This window comes from Paracoccus cavernae (genome assembly GCF_042430175.1).
Classification (GTDB): Bacteria; Pseudomonadota; Alphaproteobacteria; order Rhodobacterales; family Rhodobacteraceae; genus Paracoccus; species Paracoccus cavernae.
In genome coordinates this window covers 49,636-65,686 of sequence record NZ_JBHMDZ010000046.1, presented here as the reverse complement: position 1 = coordinate 65,686, position 16,051 = coordinate 49,636, and the positions used below count along the sequence as shown (strand labels likewise).

Sequence of the window (16,051 nt, the reverse complement as noted above, 5' to 3'; positions counted from 1 at the left end):
GGTCATCTCAATCCCTTTCGGTCGCAATGGAGCCGGGCCCGTCGCGGGTGATCTCGATCAGGCGGGCGCGCGGGCCGAAATCGGTGAAAAGCTCGGCGCCGGTGCCGGTCAGGAAACTTTGCGCGGGCAAAGCGGTGATCTCGTCATAAAGCGCCGCGCGGCGGTCGGCGTCCAGATGGGCCGCAACCTCGTCGAGCAATAGCACGGGCGATTCGTCCTGAAGCGCGCGGGCGTTGGCGAGGATCAGGGAAAGCAGTAGCGCCTTTTGCTCGCCGGTCGAGGAGAGCGCGGCGGGCATGTCCTGCGGTCCCCAATGCGCGCCGAGATCGGCGCGATGGGGCCCCGACAGGCTGCGCCCCGCCGCCATGTCGCGCCCGCGCATCGCCGCGAGACGTTCGGCGATCGAGACGGGATCGGCATCGTCGGCATGGCCTTCACCGGCCAGAAGCGTCAGGGTCGCTGCGGGAAAAGCGGTTGCCGCGCCGTCCTGCGCGGTGATCAGTGCGGCAATGGCCGCTTGACGGTTGCGCGTGATCTCGGCTCCCGATTGGGCCATCTGCGCCTCTATCGCGCGATACCAGCCCGCATCCGCAATCTGGTCGCGCAGCAGGCGGTTTCTTTCGCGCATGGCTTTGTCGTAGGTCAGCGTTTCCTCGGCATGGGCGGGCAGAAAGCTCAGCGTGATGCGGTCGAGAAAGCGGCGGCGGACCTCGGGGGCGTCCGACCAGAGCCGGTCCATGGTCGGGGTAAGCCAGATCACCCGCATCAGGCGGCCGAGCGCGATCTGGGGCGCGGCCTTGCCGTCGATCGAGACCTCGCGCGAGGCATTGGGGCGCGCGCCGGTCTCGACATCGCTTTCGTCGATGCGCGCGCGGATACGCCAGCCTGCATCGGGGCCTTGGCGCGCCTGATCGGCAGGCTGCACGCCACGCAGGCCGCGACCGGGCGAGAGCATGGAGATAGCTTCGAGGATATTGGTCTTGCCGGCACCATTCGGCCCATGAAACGCCATGGGCCGCGTGTCGATATGCAGATCAAGTTTGGCCCAGCTGCGAAACTGGGCGAGCGACAGGCTGTGAAGCGTCACACGCGCATCGGCATGACGACATAGACTGCCGATTCGTCTCCGCCTTCGCGGATCAGCGCGGCATCGCCCGAGCCGTTGAACAGGAAGACGGCATTCTCGCGCTCGATCTGGCTGGCGATCTCGTGGAGGTATTTGGCGTTGAAGCCGATCTCCAGCGGCTCGTCGGCATAGGCTACGGACAGCTCGTCATCGGCGGCACCCGAATCGGGGGCATTGACCGAAAGGATCAGCCGGTCCTCGTCCAGCGCCAGCTTGACGGCGCGCGAGCGCTCGCTGCTGACGGTGGCGACGCGGTCGACGGCTTTGGCGAAATCGCCGGCATCCACCTCGAGCTTGCGGGTATTGTTCGAGGGGATGACGCGGGTGTAGTCGGGGAAGGTCCCGTCGATCACCTTGGAGGTCAGCGTCAGCGTCGGCGTGGCGAAACGCACCTTGGTTTCGCTGACCGAAACCGCGATCTCGGTTTCGTCGTCATCCAGCAGTTTGCGCAGTTCGTTGACGGTCTTGCGCGGCACGATCACGCCCGGCAAACCCGCGGCACCTTCGGGCAGGGGGGCATCGATACGCGCCAGACGGTGGCCGTCGGTCGCAACGCAGCGCAGCGTCGGACCGTTGTCGGTCTGGGCCACATGCATATAGACGCCGTTGAGGTAATAGCGGGTTTCCTCGTTCGAGATCGCGAATTTCGACTTGTCGAACAGGCGGCGCAGCAGTGGCGCGGGCGCTTTGAAATTCGCGCTATATTCCGAGCTGGACATTACGGGAAAATCTTCGCGCGGCAGGGTCGCGAGGCTGAAGTTGGAGCGTCCTGCCTGAACGGTCAGGCGGCCGGTCTCGGGCTCCAGCGTCAGCGTGACCAGCGCGCCGTCGGGCAGTTTGCGGGCGATGTCGTTGAGCATGCCGGCCGAAACCGTGGTGGCGCCAGGGCGCTCGACATGGGCGGGGGCGCGGTCGACGACCTCGGTATCGAGATCGGTCGCGCGGAAGCTGACGCCGCTGTCGGTGGTTTCGATCAGCACGTTGGCAAGGATCGGGATCGTGTTGCGGCGCTCGACGACGGATTGTGCCTGAGAAACGGCTTTGACGAGAATTGCACGCTCGATCGAGAATTTCATTGGTCAGTTCCCTGTCCGCAGGCCGGTGATGCGGCTCGTTACTGGTTGCGGCAATTTCAATGGAAATTGGCCTGCGGTCAAGCGGCAGGCCGACCCGCCGCCGCCGGTTCTTGGATCAGGCCGCGATCAGGCTTCAAGCAGGCGGCGCAGCATGTCGAGATCTTCGGCGATGCTGCGGTCGGTGCCGCGCAGCTCTTCGATCTTCTTGACGCCGTGCATGATCGTGGTGTGATCGCGCCCGCCGAAGCGGCGCCCGATCTCGGGCAACGAGCGCGACGTCATCTGTTTGGACAGATACATCGCGATCTGGCGCGGGCGGGCGACCGTGCGCACCCGTTTGGGGCCGATCATATCCGAGAGGCGGATGTTGTAATGCTCGGCGACCTTGCGCTGGATTTCCTCGATCGAAACCTTGCGGTCCGAGGAGCGCAGAATATCGGTCAGACATTCCTGCGTCATGTCGAGCGAGATCTCGCGGCCCATCAGGCTCGCGAAAGCGAAGAGACGCTGGAGCGCCCCTTCAAGGACGCGCACGTTCGAGGTGATGCGGTGCGCAAGGAATTCCAGCACGCCCGGCGCCATCACGAGATCGCGCTGGGTGGCGCGGAACTGTTCCGTCTTCGATTGCAGGATCGACAGGCGCAGCTCGTAATCGGTCGGGTGCAGGTCGACAATCAGGCCACAGGAGAGGCGCGATTTGATGCGCTCTTCGAGGTCCTTGATCTCGCCCGGCGCGCGGTCGGCGGAAATGACGATCTGCTTGCCCTGATCGACCAGCGCGTTGAACGTATGGAAGAACTCTTCCTGCGTCGAATCCTTGCCGGCGATGAACTGGACGTCATCAACCATCAGCACGGAAACGGTGCGGAACATTTCCTTGAAATCCATGATCGAACGGTCGCGCAAAGCCTGCACGAAGCGGTACATGAACTGCTCGGCCGAAAGGTAGAGCACGCGCGATTCGGGCTGGCGGATCTGGATGTCGCGCGCGATCGCATGCATCAGGTGGGTTTTGCCCAGACCGACGCCGCCGTACAAAAACAGCGGGTTGAAGGTCACGGCACCGCCTTCGGCGACGCGGCGGGCTGCGGCATGGGCAAGCTCGTTGGGCTTGCCGACCACGAAATTGTCGAAGGTGAAACGGCTGTCGAGCGGCGCGGTCAGCTCGTCCTCGCCGCGGATGGCTGCGCGCGAAGGATTGGCGCTGCGCTGGACGGCGGGGGCCGCAGGACGCTCGGCCTGTTGTTGGGCGACGGTTTCAAAGGCGAGACGCTGCACGGGGCTGCCCACCCGTTCCAAAACGCTCAGGATGTCCGAGCTGAAATGGCGCGCGACCCAATCCGACAGAAAGCGGGTCGGGCTGGCGATCAGCGCGGTCCCGTCCTCGATGCGGGTCAGTTTGAGCGGTGCAATCCAGGTCGAATAGCTGTCGGTACCAACCACCCGCTCGAGTTCCGCACTTGCCTGCCCCCAAATTCTGTCCATCTCGCCCTATTCCATTCTCTTGGCCCAACCCCCCGCCGGACGTTTCCGGCAGGACGCGAAACTCTCGTGCCAAGGGGGCATCGCGGAACAGAAAGCCCATGCCCCGCCCCGACAAGAGCGCGCTGCATGGCCATCCTGTGGCCGGAGATGTGTTCAGACAGCAAACAATTCAGCCGGTGGCAGCCGGCGTCAAAAGTTTAGCGACCAGCCCGTTATCATCGGGCTTATGGCCTGTCCTTGACCGGCGGCAGACCGGTGATCAGGACGATGTCCCCCAGGCGCGATGTGAATCGCAAGACTGAAGCTAGCAACAAGCCCCGTCATGTCGCAACCGATCTTCATGCTTGACACTTCATTTCATCAAACGAATCTGACCGAAGCGTGACATTTTGCCGACACTCACAAATTGTCATTAAAAACAGTGAGTTGGTCAGCCGACGCGACGTAAAATTAAAAAGGGCACGCTCGTTACAAGCGTACCCAACGGTCTTGCGTTTCGGCTCCGGCAGAACCGGAGCCAGCCTTGCTTAGGCTGCCAGTGCTTTGACGCGCGAAGCGAGGCGCGAGATCTTGCGCGAGGCGGTGTTCTTGTGAACGACGCCTTTGGTGACGCCACGCATCAGCTCGGGCTGGGCGTTACGCAGGGCTTCACGAGCAGCTTCGGCATTGCCCGAAGTGATTGCTTCTTCAACCTTGCGCAGGAAGGTCCGGATGCGAGAGACGCGGGCCTTGTTGACGGCGGTGCGGCGCTCGATCTGGCGTGCGCGCTTCTGGGACTGGGGCGTATTGGCCATAACTGTGCGGTTCCGATTTCGGTACGGGTGAATATCTCTGAGGCCGGTCTACTACGCCCGGCTCGGCGGCAAGTCAACATCCGGGAGTCGGCTTTCTGCCTGAAACAGCGCCAAATCCCGTATTTTCCCGCTTATTTGTCGCGGAATTGGGGGTGGCGTTTCTCGAGGAAGGCCGCCATTCCCTCTTTCTGGTCCTCGGTTGCGAAGAGGCTCGCAAAGGAGCGGCGCTCGAAGAGAATCCCCTCGGAGAGGGTGGTTTCATAGGCGCGGTCGACGCATTCCTTGGCCACCATGATCGAGATTGTCGATTTCTCGGCGATCTTCTTGGCGGCACCGATCGCTTCGGGGATCAGCTTGGCGGCAGGTACGACGCGGCTCACGAGGCCCGAGCGTTCGGCCTCGGCGGCATCCATGAAGCGGCCGGTCAGGATCATGTCCATCGCCTTGGATTTTCCGATGAAGCGCGTCAGGCGCTGCGAGCCGCCGATACCGGGAATCACCCCCAGATTGATCTCTGGCTGGCCGAATTTGGCGGTGTCGCCGCAGATGATGAAATCGCAGGCCATCGCGAGTTCGCAGCCGCCGCCCAAGGCGTAGCCCGAGACCGCCGCGATGATCGGCTTGCGGGTGCGCAGGATCTTTTCGATCTCGGTCCCGAAAAGGTTCGAGGTGAAGACATCGCCGTAGCTCATGGTCGACATCTCCTTGATGTCGGCACCGGCGGCAAAAGCCTTTTCGCTGCCGGTCAGGACGATGCAGCGTACTTTCTCGTTCTTGTCCGCCTCTTCCAAAGCGGTGCCCAATTCTGCCAGCAGCTCGGCATTGAGCGCGTTGAGCGCATCGGGGCGGTTGAGCCGCACGAGAGCGACGTAATCGTCGATTTCGACGGTAAGGGTCTGGTATGCCATCAGGACATTGCCTTTCCACGTGACGTGTCGGCCGGAACAATCCGGCCTTGCAGTTTCGGCCTGGCAGGGCCGCGAAGTCTGGCGCGAGTCCTAACAGGCGCGTGAGCGCATGGCTAGCACCCAGAGGAAAGCGGCAAAAACCCGCATGAATCGCGGCCGGCGAGACGGTAAAGCCGTCGCGCCGGCACGCGCGGGGCTAGTGCTGGCAGGTCGCGCAGAAAAAGCTGGACCGGCCCGATTGGGTGATCCGCTCGATATGGCCGTTGCAGCCCGGTGTGGGGCAGGGCGCGCCTTCGCGGTCGTAGACGCGGAAGCTGTGCTGGAAATAGCCCAGCTCACCGGTCGCTTGCCGGTGGTCGCGCAGGGACGACCCTCCTGCGGCGATCGCCTCGGTCAGAACGTCCTTGATATGGCCCACCAAAAGCCCGGCCTCTTTCGGGGTGATTTGCCCCGCCAGCCTGCGCGGATCGATGCCCGCGCGGTAAAGCGATTCCGAGACATAGATATTGCCCAGCCCCGCGACGATCTTCTGGTCGAGCAGGGCCGATTTGATCGGAGTGGCACGTCCCGCGACGACGCGGGCAAAGACCTCGGGGGTGAAGTCGTCCGACAGGGGCTCGGGGCCGAGGCTCGCGAAAAGCGCCTCTTCGGCGCCGGGGCGGATCAGGTCGATCATGCCGAATCGGCGCGCGTCGTTATAGGTGATCGTCGTGCCCAGATCGGTTTCCAGAACGACATGGTCATGGCGCACATAGACCGACGGGTCGCGGTGGAACTCCGCCAAAGCCGCGTTCTCGACCAGCAGGCGGCCCGACATGCCCAGATGCAGCAAAAGCGTGCCGCGATCGCCGAGGTCGGCGAGCAGATATTTCGAGCGCCGGCGCAGCGTCACCACCTGCGCGCCGGTCAGGACCTGCACCAGATCGGGCGGCAGGGGACCGCGCAGATCGGGGCGGCGGACTTCGGCGCGGGTGATGCGGCGGCCTTCGAGATGGGGCAAAAGCCCACGGCGGACGGTTTCGACCTCGGGCAGTTCTGGCATTTCTTCCTCATTCATCGCATGGTGCGCCGCGCAGTTCTGCATTAACTGGGCGCGAAACAGGCGAACGGCAAGCAAGATGAACGAGACAGACCGCGATAGCGACCGCAAGCAAACCCATTTCGGCTTTAAAACCGTGGCCGAGGACGACAAGGCCGGACTGGTCCATAGCGTCTTTTCCAGCGTCGCCTCGCGCTATGATGTCATGAACGATTTGATGAGCGCTGGCGTCCACCGTCTGTGGAAAACCGCGCTGATGGATTGGCTTGCGCCGCGTGACGGTCAGAAGCTGCTCGATGTCGCGGGCGGGACCGGCGATGTGGCCTTCCGCTTCCTGCAACGCGCCTCGGGGGCGAGCGTCACCGTCTGCGACATGACCGAGAGCATGCTGGTCGAAGGCCGCAAGCGCGCCGAGGCCGGCAAATTCTCGGACCGGCTGTCCTGGGTCACGGGCGATGCGATGGCGCTGCCCTTTCCCGACAACAGCTTTGACCGCTACACGATCAGCTTCGGCATCCGCAACGTGACGCGCATTCCCGATGCCCTGCGCGAGGCGCATCGCGTGCTGCGTCCGGGCGGACGTATTGTCGTGCTGGAGTTCAGCCAGATTCCCGTGCCCGCGCTGCAATGGGCCTATGACCGCTATTCCTTCAACGTGATCCCCGAGATGGGCCGCCTCGTGACCGGCGACCGCGACAGCTATCAATATCTTGTCGAATCGATCCGCAAATTCCCCGATCAGGAGACTTTTGCGACCATGATCCGCGAGGCCGGTTTCGGTCGGGTGCAGTGGCGCAACCTCTCGATGGGGATTGCAGCCCTTCACAGCGGCTGGAAACTGTAAGCCATGCGCGGACCCCATAATATCTGGCGCCTGATCCGCACCGGCGCCACTTTCGAGCGCACCGGCGCGATGCGCGTGGCGCTGGATGCGATGAATGCGCCGGCCGGTCTGCGGCTGGCGGCGCGTGTTCTGGGGTGGCCCTTTGCCTGGCTGGGCTACAAGGGCGATCCGGCGCTGCCGCCGCTGACGCGCGCGATCACGGCTTTGGGGCCCGCCTATATCAAATTCGGCCAGATCCTCTCGACGCGCCCCGATGTGGTGGGGATCGAGCTCGCGGACCAGCTGCGCATGCTGCAAGACAGCCTGCCGCCCTTCGGGATCGACAAGGCCGAGCAGACCATTCTGGCCGAGATCGGCCGTCCGGTTTCCGAGCTTTATTCGGAATTCTCGGCTCCGGTCGCAGCCGCCTCGATCGCGCAGGTCCACCGTGCGCGGCGTGCCGACAACGGCCGCGAGGTTGCGGTCAAAGTGCTGCGTCCGGGGATCGAAGCCGCGTTCCGCCGCGATATCGACGCCTTCCATTTCGCGGCGGGGGTGATGGAATTCCTGATCCCTTCCAGCCGCCGCCTGCGCCCGCGCGTTGTGGTCCAGCATTTCGAATCGGTCGTGAATGGCGAGCTGGATTTGCGGCTCGAGGCGGCCTCGGCTTCGGAGTTTGCCGAACATACCCGCGACGACGACGGGGTCAGCGTTCCGATGCCGGTCTGGGGCATGACGGGGCGGCGCGTTCTGACCAGCGACTGGGCCGAGGGCCTGCCGATGGGCGATGTCCCCGCGCTTCAGGCTGCAGGGCATGATACCGCGCGGATCGGCCAGCGCGTGCTCCAGATGTTCCTGACCCATGCGCTCCGCGACGGCTATTTCCACGGCGACATGCATCAGGGCAACCTCAAGGTCGGCGCGAATGGCGAGATCATCATCTATGATTTCGGCATCATGGGCGAGATCGACGCCTATACCCGCCGCATCTATGCCGAGATCCTGATGGGCTTCATCCAGCGCGATTACGATCTGGTCGCGCGCGTCCATTTCGAGGCGGGCTACGTTCCCGCCGACCGCGACCGCGCGGAATTCGCGCGGGCCTTGCGGGCGGTGGGCGAGCCGATCTTCGGCGCGGATGCGAGCCAGATCTCGATGGCGAACCTTCTGGCCTATCTTTTTGAAGTGACCGAGCGTTTCGGGATGCAGACCCGCACCGAGCTGATCTTGCTGCAGCGCACGATGGTCGTGGTCGAGGGCGTGGCGCGTTCGCTCGATCCGCAGATCAATATCTGGCAGGTCGCGCGGCCGGTGGTCGAAAGCTACATCAAGGACAATCTCGGGCCGCGCGCGCTCCTGCGCGACGGTCTGCGCGTGGTGCAGGCGCTCGGCCGTTACGGCCCGCTGATCCCCGAAGCCGTCGAGACGCGGCTGGGCCAGTTGCTGCGTCAGGACCAAAGCGCGCCGACGGGGCAAAGCAACCGTTTCGCCTTGGCCGCGACCTTTGTTGCCGGGGCCGTGGTTGCGGTCTCGGCCTGTATGATCGGCGTCTGGATCGGCAGCTGAGCCGATCCCCGTCCCCGCAAGAACAGGGCGCGGCGCTTTTGCCCGCGCCCTTTTTGCATCACAGCTTCGGCCCGCGATCTGCGCTTATCGCGTCACGCAAAGACGTTCCGCGTCTGCGGGGGCTTGAGCGGTTTCCTGCTTTGCCTTAACGCTTTGCGAATGAAAATTCTCTATTTAGGCGATGTGGTAGGGCGATCGGGTCGTCATGCCATTACCGAAGGGCTGGCCGCCCTGAAGCAAGAGCTTCGGGTCGACTTCACAATTGTTAACGGCGAGAACGCCAGCGGCGGAATGGGGCTGACCGGCGGTCATGCCAAGGTCATTCTGGAAGCCGGCGCCGATTGCATCACGCTTGGCGATCACGCTTTCGATCAAAAGGACATGCTGTCCTTCATCGAAAGCGAGCCGCGCGTCATCCGTCCGCTCAACTTCGCGCGCGAGGCTCCGGGACGGGGCGCGCGCGTGTTCGAGGCGACGCAGGGCCGCAAGATCCTCGTGACGCAGGTGTTGGGGCAGGTCTTCATGAAACGCCCCTTCGACGATCCGTTCTCGGCACTCGATACGGTGTTGCGCGCGCATCCGGCCGGAGGTCTGGTTCAGGCCGCCGTGGTCGACATCCATGCCGAGGCCACCAGCGAGAAAATGGCGATCGGCCATTATTGCGACAGCCGCGCCAGCCTTGTCGTGGGCACCCATACGCATGTGCCGACGGGCGATGCGCAGATCCTGCCGCGCGGCACCGGCTATCTGACCGATGCCGGCATGTGCGGCGATTACGACAGCATCATCGGCATGGACAAAGCCGAGCCGATGCGCCGCTTCCTCACCGGCATGACGCGCGAGCGCTTCACGCCGGCCGAGGGCGAGGCCACGCTTTGCGGCGTGCTGGTCACGACCAACGACCGCACCGGCCTTGCGACCTCGATCGAGATGGTGCGTCGCGGCGGCCGTCTGGCACAATCGCCCGCGCCCAAAACGGATGCGGCGAAATAGGCTTTCCGCAACGGATGCATTGAACAATCGCCGCGCCGCTTCGGCGCGGTCGGATCAAGGGCCCAAGGCCTCTCTCGGGGACAGACATCATGTTCGGATTCGAACTGACAGGAACCACCGCCTCCATTGCCGCGCTGGTGATCGTCTCATTCACCTTCGTGCTTTTCGTTCTCGAGAAATACCCGCCCGAAGTCATCGCCATCGGCTCGGCGGCGACGATGCTGATCCTCGGGCTTTTGCCGCTCGAGAGCGCGGTGGGGGTCTTGTCGAACTCGGCGCCCTGGACCATCGCCTTCATGTTCCTGATCATGGGCGGGCTGCTGCGGACGGGCTCTCTCGAGATGATGACGCGGGTGATCTCGTCGCGCGCGGTCGAGCGGCCGATCCTGACGATCTGCGCGCTATTCGCCTTCGTCATCGTGGCCTCGTCGATCATGAACAATACGCCGGTCGTGGCGGTGATGATCCCGATCGTGATCCAGGTCGGGCTTCGTGCGGGGATCGCGCCGTCCAAGCTGCTGATGCCGCTCAGCTATTTTACAGTCATGGGCGGGATGATCACGCTGATCGGGACCTCGACCAACCTGCTCGTGGACGGGGTTGTCCAGAAGCAAGGCATGGAATCCTTCGGGATCTTCGAGATCGCCCCCGTCGGCATCGCCGTCACTCTTGCCGGTGTCGCCTATTTCGCGCTGATCGGGCGCAAACTTCTGCCCGAGCGGACCTCGCTTGCCAGCTTCCTCGGAACAAAGCGCGAGATGAAATACTTCACCGAAGTCGCCATTCCCGAGGACAGCAGCCTGATCGGCGTCGAGGTCATGTCGGTGCCGCAATTCAAGCGCGAGGCGGTGCGGGTGATCGACGTTTTGCGCGGCGATGCCTCGCTCCGGCGCGATCTGACGGGCGTGGCGCTGGAGGCGGGCGACCGCGTCGTCCTGCGTACCGAGATGTCGAACCTGCTCGAGATGCAGGGCAGCAAGGATCTGCGTCTGGTCGACAAGCTCAGCTCTGTCGCCACCGAGACGGTCGAGGTGCTGATCACGCCGGGCGCACGACTGGTCGGGCGGCGTCTGGGCGATATGCGCCTGCGCCGGCGCTACGGGGTCTATGTTCTGGCCGCCCACCGGCGCAGCCAGAATATCGGCCGCCAGATGGACGACCTTGTGGTGCGCGTCGGCGATACGCTTTTGCTTGAAGGCGCGCCCGAAGATATCGCGCGCCTCGCTGCGGATATGGATTTCGTCGATGTCTCGCGCCCCTCGGCACGGCCTTACCGGCGTGACCGCGCGCCCATCGCCATCGGCGCGCTGGTCGCGGTCGTGGTGCTGGCGGCGCTCAATGTCGCGCCGATCATGGCGCTTGCCTTCCTTGCGACGGCGCTTTTGCTGATCACGCGCTGCGTCGATGCCGAAGAGGCTTTTACCTTTGTCGACGCGCGTCTGATGGCGATGATCTTTTCGATGCTCGCGATCGGCGAGGCGCTCGAACATACCGGCACGGTCCAGCTGATCGTCGATTTCGTCGCGCCCTTCCTCAAGGGGATGCCGCCGTTCATGACGCTGGTCTGCGTCTATTTCCTCGGCCTCGCGATGACCGAGATCCTGTCCAACAATGCCGTTGCCGTCATCCTGACGCCGATCGCCATCGCATTGGCGCAGCAGCTCGGCCATGATCCGCGCGCCTATGTCGTGGCGGTGATGTTCTCGGCCTCGGTCGCCTTCGCGACGCCGATCGGCTATCAGACCCATATGATGGTCTATGGCCCGGGCGGCTATAAGTTCAGCGATTTCGTCCGTGTCGGGATCCCGCTTGATATCGTCACCGGACTGGTGGCCTGTCTGACGATCCCGCTGTTCTGGCCGCTCTGACGCGCGCAGGAAGGCCGCTGGCTCGGGTGCCGGAACCGGACGGCACCGAAGGACAAACGAAAAGGGGCGGGATGATCTCCCGCCCCTTTCGCATTGATCCGTCGGAAGGGGGCTAGCCCTCGAAGCCCTCGTGGATTGCGGCCTCGGCGGCTGCGCAAAGGGTTTTGCGGGTCTCGCCCGCGACGGGGATCGGCTCGTGCAGAACTACGCTCACATGGCCCTGACGCGGCTGCGAGAGCACGGCCAACAGATGCGGACCCAGATCGAGACTGCCCCACCAGCCGTAAAAGCGCGGATCGCGGCCCTTGGGGGCATGATAGGTCGCGGTCATCGGCTGGATCGCAAGCCCCTCGGGCAGGGCCGGATCGAGGAAGCCCTGAAAGAGCGTCGGCTTGAAGGGCAGGATGCGGCGGCCGTCGCTGCTGGTGCCTTCGGGGAAGAACAGCAGGCGATGGCCCGCGCGGGTGCGCTCGGCGAATTCCTCGGCCTGCTGGCGGGCAAGCTTGGGGTCGCGGGTCACGAAATGGGTATCGGTGACGCGCGTCAGGATATTGATGCCGGGCCAGCTCGCGACCTCGGCTTTCGAGACGAAAAAGACCGGCATCGCCGCGTTCAGCACGAAAATGTCGAGCCAGCTCGAATGGTTTGCGACCACCGCGCCCGCGCCTTTCATCGGCTTGCCGATCCGCGTGGTGCGCAGTCCGATGACCAGCAGGCAAAGCTTGCAGACCATCTGGACCCAAGGGCCGGTGACGGGCCTGCGCGGGCCGCTGAACAGGCGCTCGATCAGGCGCAGCGGGATGATCAGCAAAACGCCCAAGCCCAGCACAAGCGCGATCAGCAGGCCGCGGATCACGACAAGGACCCAGCCGAACAAACCGGGGCGCGGCGGCTCGGGCGGGGCCTCGTCCGACCATGTGATGCGGTTGGCGGGCGCGCGGGCTGCGGGCGCGGCGCCGGCGGTTTGCCTGTCTTGTCGGGGCTCCGCGCCTGTTTCGGAGGCGGCGCCGGAGGGCGGGGTCGCGCTGTCTTGACCGCTCATGTCCGGGCCGTCCGTCCGTCGTAAAAGCGGCGGTGCTTTTCCGACATGGTGGTGGTGTCGACGACCAGCATCACATCCGTCGTATTGAAGGCATGATCGACAAAGGCCCCTTCGCCGATGACGCCGCCAATGCGCAGATAGGCCTTGAGCAGGGGCGGGATCGCCAGCATCGCCTCGCGCCGGTCAAGTGCTTCGGGTGCGACCAGATCCATGCTCTGGAACCCCTCGGCGAGGGCCTTGGGACGCAGCTCGGGCGGGGCGAGGTGGTGGTGGTGCAGCCATGCCAGCGGCTGGGCCAAAGCGGCCACATCCGTGCCGTGGAACGAGGCCACGCCGAAGAGCAGCTCGATTCGGTTTTTCAGAACATATTCGGCCAAAGCGTTCCATAAAAGGAACATGCCCGTACCGCCGCGATAGGCCGGATCGACGCAGGATCGACCGAGTTCGAGCATCGGGCGGCCTGAATGACGTAACGTCATAAGGTCATATTCGCCGTCGCAATAAAACCGTCCCATTGCTGCCGCACGCTCGCCCGAAAGCAGGCGGTAAACTCCGACGACATGCTCGAGATCCGCCTCGGAGCGGCGGGGGTCGATCAGCACGAGATGATCGACGAAAGGGTCGAATTCGTCGCGTTCCAAGCGGTTTTCGTGATCAACGAGGGGCCCGTCGGCACCCAATTCCTCAACGAATACGCGGTATCGCAAGCGCTGCGCGGCCAGCAGGTCGCTTTCGCTGACCGCAAGCCTTGTCTGGAAATTTGCAGTGTCGGGCATCATGAGCGCGAAGGCCATTTTGTTGCGGATTGAGCTGGAAAGGATGCGCTTTGTGACATTTCAACCGCTCTCCTGTGATCGTGTTGGGGTTGTTAACATTCATATTGACTAACGCAAAGGTTGCATTAACCCTGATTCATGTGAGCTAGGAGGAGCAATTTACGATGAGGACAAGCTCTATTTTGCTTCCGTCGATCACTTGTTTGCCAGCGTTCTCGAAATTCACCGTAATGCGGTCGCCGATCCGCGACTGGACCTGCCCCAAACCCCAATCCGGTGCGGTCGGGTGGCGCACAAACATGCCTGGTTCAAGGATCTGATTCATGATCGTCCAATCTCTAAGCGCAACCGGATAGCTTTAAATCCTAAAGGAGTTCGAAACAATGATAGCCGGGAGTTTCGGCGAGCCAGCAACTTCTACGCTCGCCGAGAAAATTGCAGCCCTGGTCGGGTCTCGTCTTTGCCATGATTTGATTTCACCTCTTGGTGCCATTGGAAACGGGGTAGAGCTGCTGCAGCTCTCCGGCGAGTTTCCGGGAATTCAGCGTAGCTCGGAAATGCAGTTGATCACGGATAGCGTCGACGCTGCCCGCGACCGCATCACCCTGTTCCGCATGGCTTTTGGACATACCTCGACAGGGCAGCGCATCAGCTGCAACGAACTGGCCACGCTTTTGCACAGTTTCGACCGCAACGGTCGATTGCGCGTGAACTTCGATGCGACCGGCGACCTGCCGCGCAGCGAGGGCCGGATGGTCATTCTGGCGTTGATGTGTCTGGAAACGGCGATGCCCTGGGGCGGGCGCGTCCTGATCTGCCGTGGTGCGCGCGGCTGGCGGCTGGTCGCGGAGGCGACGCGGGTCAAGGTCGATCCGACGCTGTGGAGCTGGCTCGACAAGGACGGCTTGCCGCTCCAGAGCGGTCAATTGCCCGACCTTGCGCCATCCGAAGTGCAATTCGGGTTGTTGGCGATGTTCGCGGGGCAGGAATGCCGCACGATCCATTGGGAGATGGATGAAAACGGCGGCGAAATCGCCTTCTGAGCGGGCGGGGGGCTTCACCAACCGGCCTGCCGCGAAGCGGGGTTCGGGGGTGTGAGCGGCCCCTGCGTACAAGACGCAGGAGCGATGGTGCGGACGCGGGGCTTTCCGGTCCGGCGCATCAGGGACGGATCGTTCCGTCGCCGGTGACGAGATACTTGAAGCTCGTCAACTGCGCGGCTCCGACCGGCCCGCGTGCATGCATCTTGCCGGTCGCGATACCGATTTCGGCACCCATGCCGAATTCGCCTCCATCGGCGAACTGGGTCGAGGCATTGCGCATCAGGATCGCGCTGTCGAGCCGCTTGAAGAAGCGTTCGGCGGTCGCGTCGTTCTCGGTCAGGATCGATTCCGTATGGCCCGAGCTGAAGCGGCGGATGTGCTCGATCGCGCCGTCGACCCCGTCGACCAGTTTCGCGGCGATGATCATGTCGAGATATTCCTTGCCGAAATCATCGGGCGCGGCGGTGCTCGCCCCCGGGATCGCGGCGAGCGTGCCGTCGGCGCGAACCTCGACGCCGGCTTTCAGCAGATCCTCGATCAGGACCGCGCCATGCTTGTCGTAGAAGGCGCGATCCATCAGCAGACATTCCGCCGAACCGCAAACGCCGGTGCGGCGGGTCTTGGCGTTGAGGATGACGCGGCGGGCCTTTTCGAGATCGGCATCGCCATCGGCATAGACATGGTTGATGCCTTCGAGATGGGCGAAAACCGGCACGCGGGCCTCGGACTGGACGCGGCCGACCAGACCTTTGCCGCCGCGCGGCACGATCACGTCGATGATGCCCTGCGCGCGCAGCATCGCGCCGACCGCCGCGCGGTCGCGGGTCGCGACCATCTGGACCGCGGCCTCGGGCAGGCGTGCCTGACGCAGGCCCTGCACGAAACAGGCATGGATCGCGGCCGAGGAGTTCAGGCTTTCGGAGCCGCCGCGCAGGATCACGGCATTGCCGGATTTCAGCGCAAGCGCCGCGGCATCGGCGGTGACGTTGGGGCGGCTTTCATAGATCACTCCGATCACGCCGAGCGGCGTCGAGACGCGCTGGATATGGAGCCCGTTGGGACGGTCCCATTCCGCCAGCACCTGCCCGACCGGATCGGCCTGCTCGGCCACCGCGCGCAAACCGTCGGCCATCGCGCGGATGCGGCCGGTATCAAGCTGGAGTCGGTCTATCATCGATGGCGAGAGACCCTTTTCACCGGCAAAGACCAGATCTTCGGCATTGGCATCCAGAATGGAGCCGGTCGCGGCGATCAGCGCATCGGCCGCACCGATCAGGGCGGCGTGTTTGCGTTCGGCGGTTGCTTCTGCAAGTTCGGCGGCGGCGTCGCGTGCCTTGGCGCCAAGCTCGGCGATCAGGGCATCGGCTTGCGCGTCGGAAAGCCCGGCGCTCGGCGATTGGGTCAGGTCGTTCATCTTGCTCGTCTCCTCATGCGCCAGAGATAGGGGCGCGAGGGGCCAAAGACCAGCATAATCCCGCGCATGACCGCGCAAGCTGCAAGATGTGAAGGGGG

At 63.9% G+C, this 16,051-nt stretch carries 16 protein-coding genes; 6 read left to right on the top strand and 10 right to left on the bottom strand.

Features of this window, described 5'->3' with window-relative positions; translation table 11 throughout:
• Nucleotides 1–7 precede the first annotated feature (7 nt).
• The 6 genes from recF to mutM all read right to left on the bottom strand — a co-directional run bounded on the left by recF (nucleotide 8) and on the right by mutM (nucleotide 6,431).
• Nucleotides 8–1,087, bottom strand: a complete 1,080-nt coding sequence (gene recF / locus ACFFUC_RS15560) for a DNA replication/repair protein RecF (RefSeq protein WP_377687751.1) — start codon at nucleotides 1,085–1,087, stop codon at nucleotides 8–10.
• Nucleotides 1,084–2,202 carry a DNA polymerase III subunit beta gene (gene dnaN, locus ACFFUC_RS15555; protein WP_377687750.1) on the bottom strand — a complete coding sequence of 373 codons (1,119 nt, stop codon included), beginning with the start codon at nucleotides 2,200–2,202 and terminating at the stop codon, nucleotides 1,084–1,086. Before dnaN ends, recF begins: the two co-directional genes overlap by 4 nt.
• 126 nt (nucleotides 2,203–2,328) lie before the next feature.
• Complete coding sequence (gene dnaA, locus ACFFUC_RS15550; RefSeq protein WP_377687749.1) at nucleotides 2,329–3,687, bottom strand: chromosomal replication initiator protein DnaA; 1,359 nt, start codon at nucleotides 3,685–3,687, stop codon at nucleotides 2,329–2,331.
• Between the two features lie 527 nt (nucleotides 3,688–4,214).
• Entirely contained in the window at nucleotides 4,215–4,481 is a 267-nt protein-coding gene (rpsT, locus tag ACFFUC_RS15545) for a 30S ribosomal protein S20 (RefSeq protein ID WP_377687748.1), read from the bottom strand.
• Between the two features lie 131 nt (nucleotides 4,482–4,612).
• Nucleotides 4,613–5,389, bottom strand: coding sequence for an enoyl-CoA hydratase (locus ACFFUC_RS15540; RefSeq protein WP_377687746.1), 777 nt, complete (start codon nucleotides 5,387–5,389; stop codon nucleotides 4,613–4,615).
• A gap of 196 nt (nucleotides 5,390–5,585) precedes the next feature.
• The gene (mutM, locus tag ACFFUC_RS15535) at nucleotides 5,586–6,431 is read right to left on the bottom strand and encodes a bifunctional DNA-formamidopyrimidine glycosylase/DNA-(apurinic or apyrimidinic site) lyase (protein ID WP_377687745.1); all 846 of its coding nucleotides are present in this window, start codon (nucleotides 6,429–6,431) and stop codon (nucleotides 5,586–5,588) included.
• A gap of 76 nt (nucleotides 6,432–6,507) precedes the next feature.
• On the opposite strand from mutM, the gene ubiE reads away from it, so the two are divergent.
• From ubiE to ACFFUC_RS15515, 4 genes are all read left to right on the top strand, one after another.
• A complete protein-coding gene (ubiE, locus tag ACFFUC_RS15530; RefSeq protein WP_377687744.1) occupies nucleotides 6,508–7,272 on the top strand; it encodes a bifunctional demethylmenaquinone methyltransferase/2-methoxy-6-polyprenyl-1,4-benzoquinol methylase UbiE in 765 nt (254 codons plus the stop codon).
• 3 nt (nucleotides 7,273–7,275) lie between these two features.
• On the top strand, nucleotides 7,276–8,817 hold the full coding sequence (gene ubiB / locus ACFFUC_RS15525; protein ID WP_377687743.1) for a 2-polyprenylphenol 6-hydroxylase: 1,542 nt from the start codon (nucleotides 7,276–7,278) through the stop codon (nucleotides 8,815–8,817).
• 159 nt (nucleotides 8,818–8,976) lie between these two features.
• The gene (locus ACFFUC_RS15520) at nucleotides 8,977–9,810 is read left to right on the top strand and encodes a TIGR00282 family metallophosphoesterase (RefSeq protein ID WP_377687742.1); all 834 of its coding nucleotides are present in this window, start codon (nucleotides 8,977–8,979) and stop codon (nucleotides 9,808–9,810) included.
• An 89-nt stretch (nucleotides 9,811–9,899) separates the two neighbouring features.
• Nucleotides 9,900–11,678 (top strand): SLC13 family permease, encoded by a 1,779-nt coding sequence (locus tag ACFFUC_RS15515; protein WP_377687741.1) that lies wholly within the window; start codon nucleotides 9,900–9,902, stop codon nucleotides 11,676–11,678.
• Nucleotides 11,679–11,790: 112 nt separating this feature from the next.
• On the opposite strand, the gene olsA is transcribed toward ACFFUC_RS15515, so the two are convergent.
• Together olsA and olsB are read right to left on the bottom strand one after the other, a co-directional pair.
• The gene (gene olsA, locus ACFFUC_RS15510) at nucleotides 11,791–12,720 is read right to left on the bottom strand and encodes a lyso-ornithine lipid O-acyltransferase (protein WP_377687740.1); all 930 of its coding nucleotides are present in this window, start codon (nucleotides 12,718–12,720) and stop codon (nucleotides 11,791–11,793) included.
• The gene (gene olsB / locus ACFFUC_RS15505; RefSeq protein ID WP_377687849.1) at nucleotides 12,717–13,442 is read right to left on the bottom strand and encodes an L-ornithine N(alpha)-acyltransferase; all 726 of its coding nucleotides are present in this window, start codon (nucleotides 13,440–13,442) and stop codon (nucleotides 12,717–12,719) included. The genes olsA and olsB overlap by 4 nt, the downstream gene beginning before the upstream one ends.
• Here olsB and ACFFUC_RS15500 point away from each other — a divergent pair.
• Nucleotides 13,371–13,529 carry a hypothetical protein gene (locus tag ACFFUC_RS15500; protein WP_377687852.1) on the top strand — a complete coding sequence of 53 codons (159 nt, stop codon included), beginning with the start codon at nucleotides 13,371–13,373 and terminating at the stop codon, nucleotides 13,527–13,529. The two genes, olsB and ACFFUC_RS15500, sit on opposite strands and share 72 nt — an antisense overlap.
• Before the next feature lie 112 nt (nucleotides 13,530–13,641).
• Here the strand turns inward: ACFFUC_RS15500 and ACFFUC_RS15495 are convergent, their stop codons facing one another.
• Nucleotides 13,642–13,821 carry a DUF3553 domain-containing protein gene (locus ACFFUC_RS15495; RefSeq protein ID WP_377687739.1) on the bottom strand — a complete coding sequence of 60 codons (180 nt, stop codon included), beginning with the start codon at nucleotides 13,819–13,821 and terminating at the stop codon, nucleotides 13,642–13,644.
• Between the two features lie 238 nt (nucleotides 13,822–14,059).
• Between ACFFUC_RS15495 and ACFFUC_RS15490 the strand changes: the two genes are divergently transcribed.
• Nucleotides 14,060–14,539: a histidine phosphotransferase family protein gene (locus tag ACFFUC_RS15490; protein WP_377687738.1), complete on the top strand. Its 480-nt coding sequence runs from the start codon at nucleotides 14,060–14,062 to the stop codon at nucleotides 14,537–14,539.
• A 118-nt stretch (nucleotides 14,540–14,657) separates the two neighbouring features.
• Here ACFFUC_RS15490 and ACFFUC_RS15485 read toward each other — a convergent pair whose 3' ends face one another.
• Nucleotides 14,658–15,953 carry a glutamate-5-semialdehyde dehydrogenase gene (locus ACFFUC_RS15485; RefSeq protein WP_377687737.1) on the bottom strand — a complete coding sequence of 432 codons (1,296 nt, stop codon included), beginning with the start codon at nucleotides 15,951–15,953 and terminating at the stop codon, nucleotides 14,658–14,660.
• Between the last annotated feature and the right edge of the window lie 98 nt (nucleotides 15,954–16,051).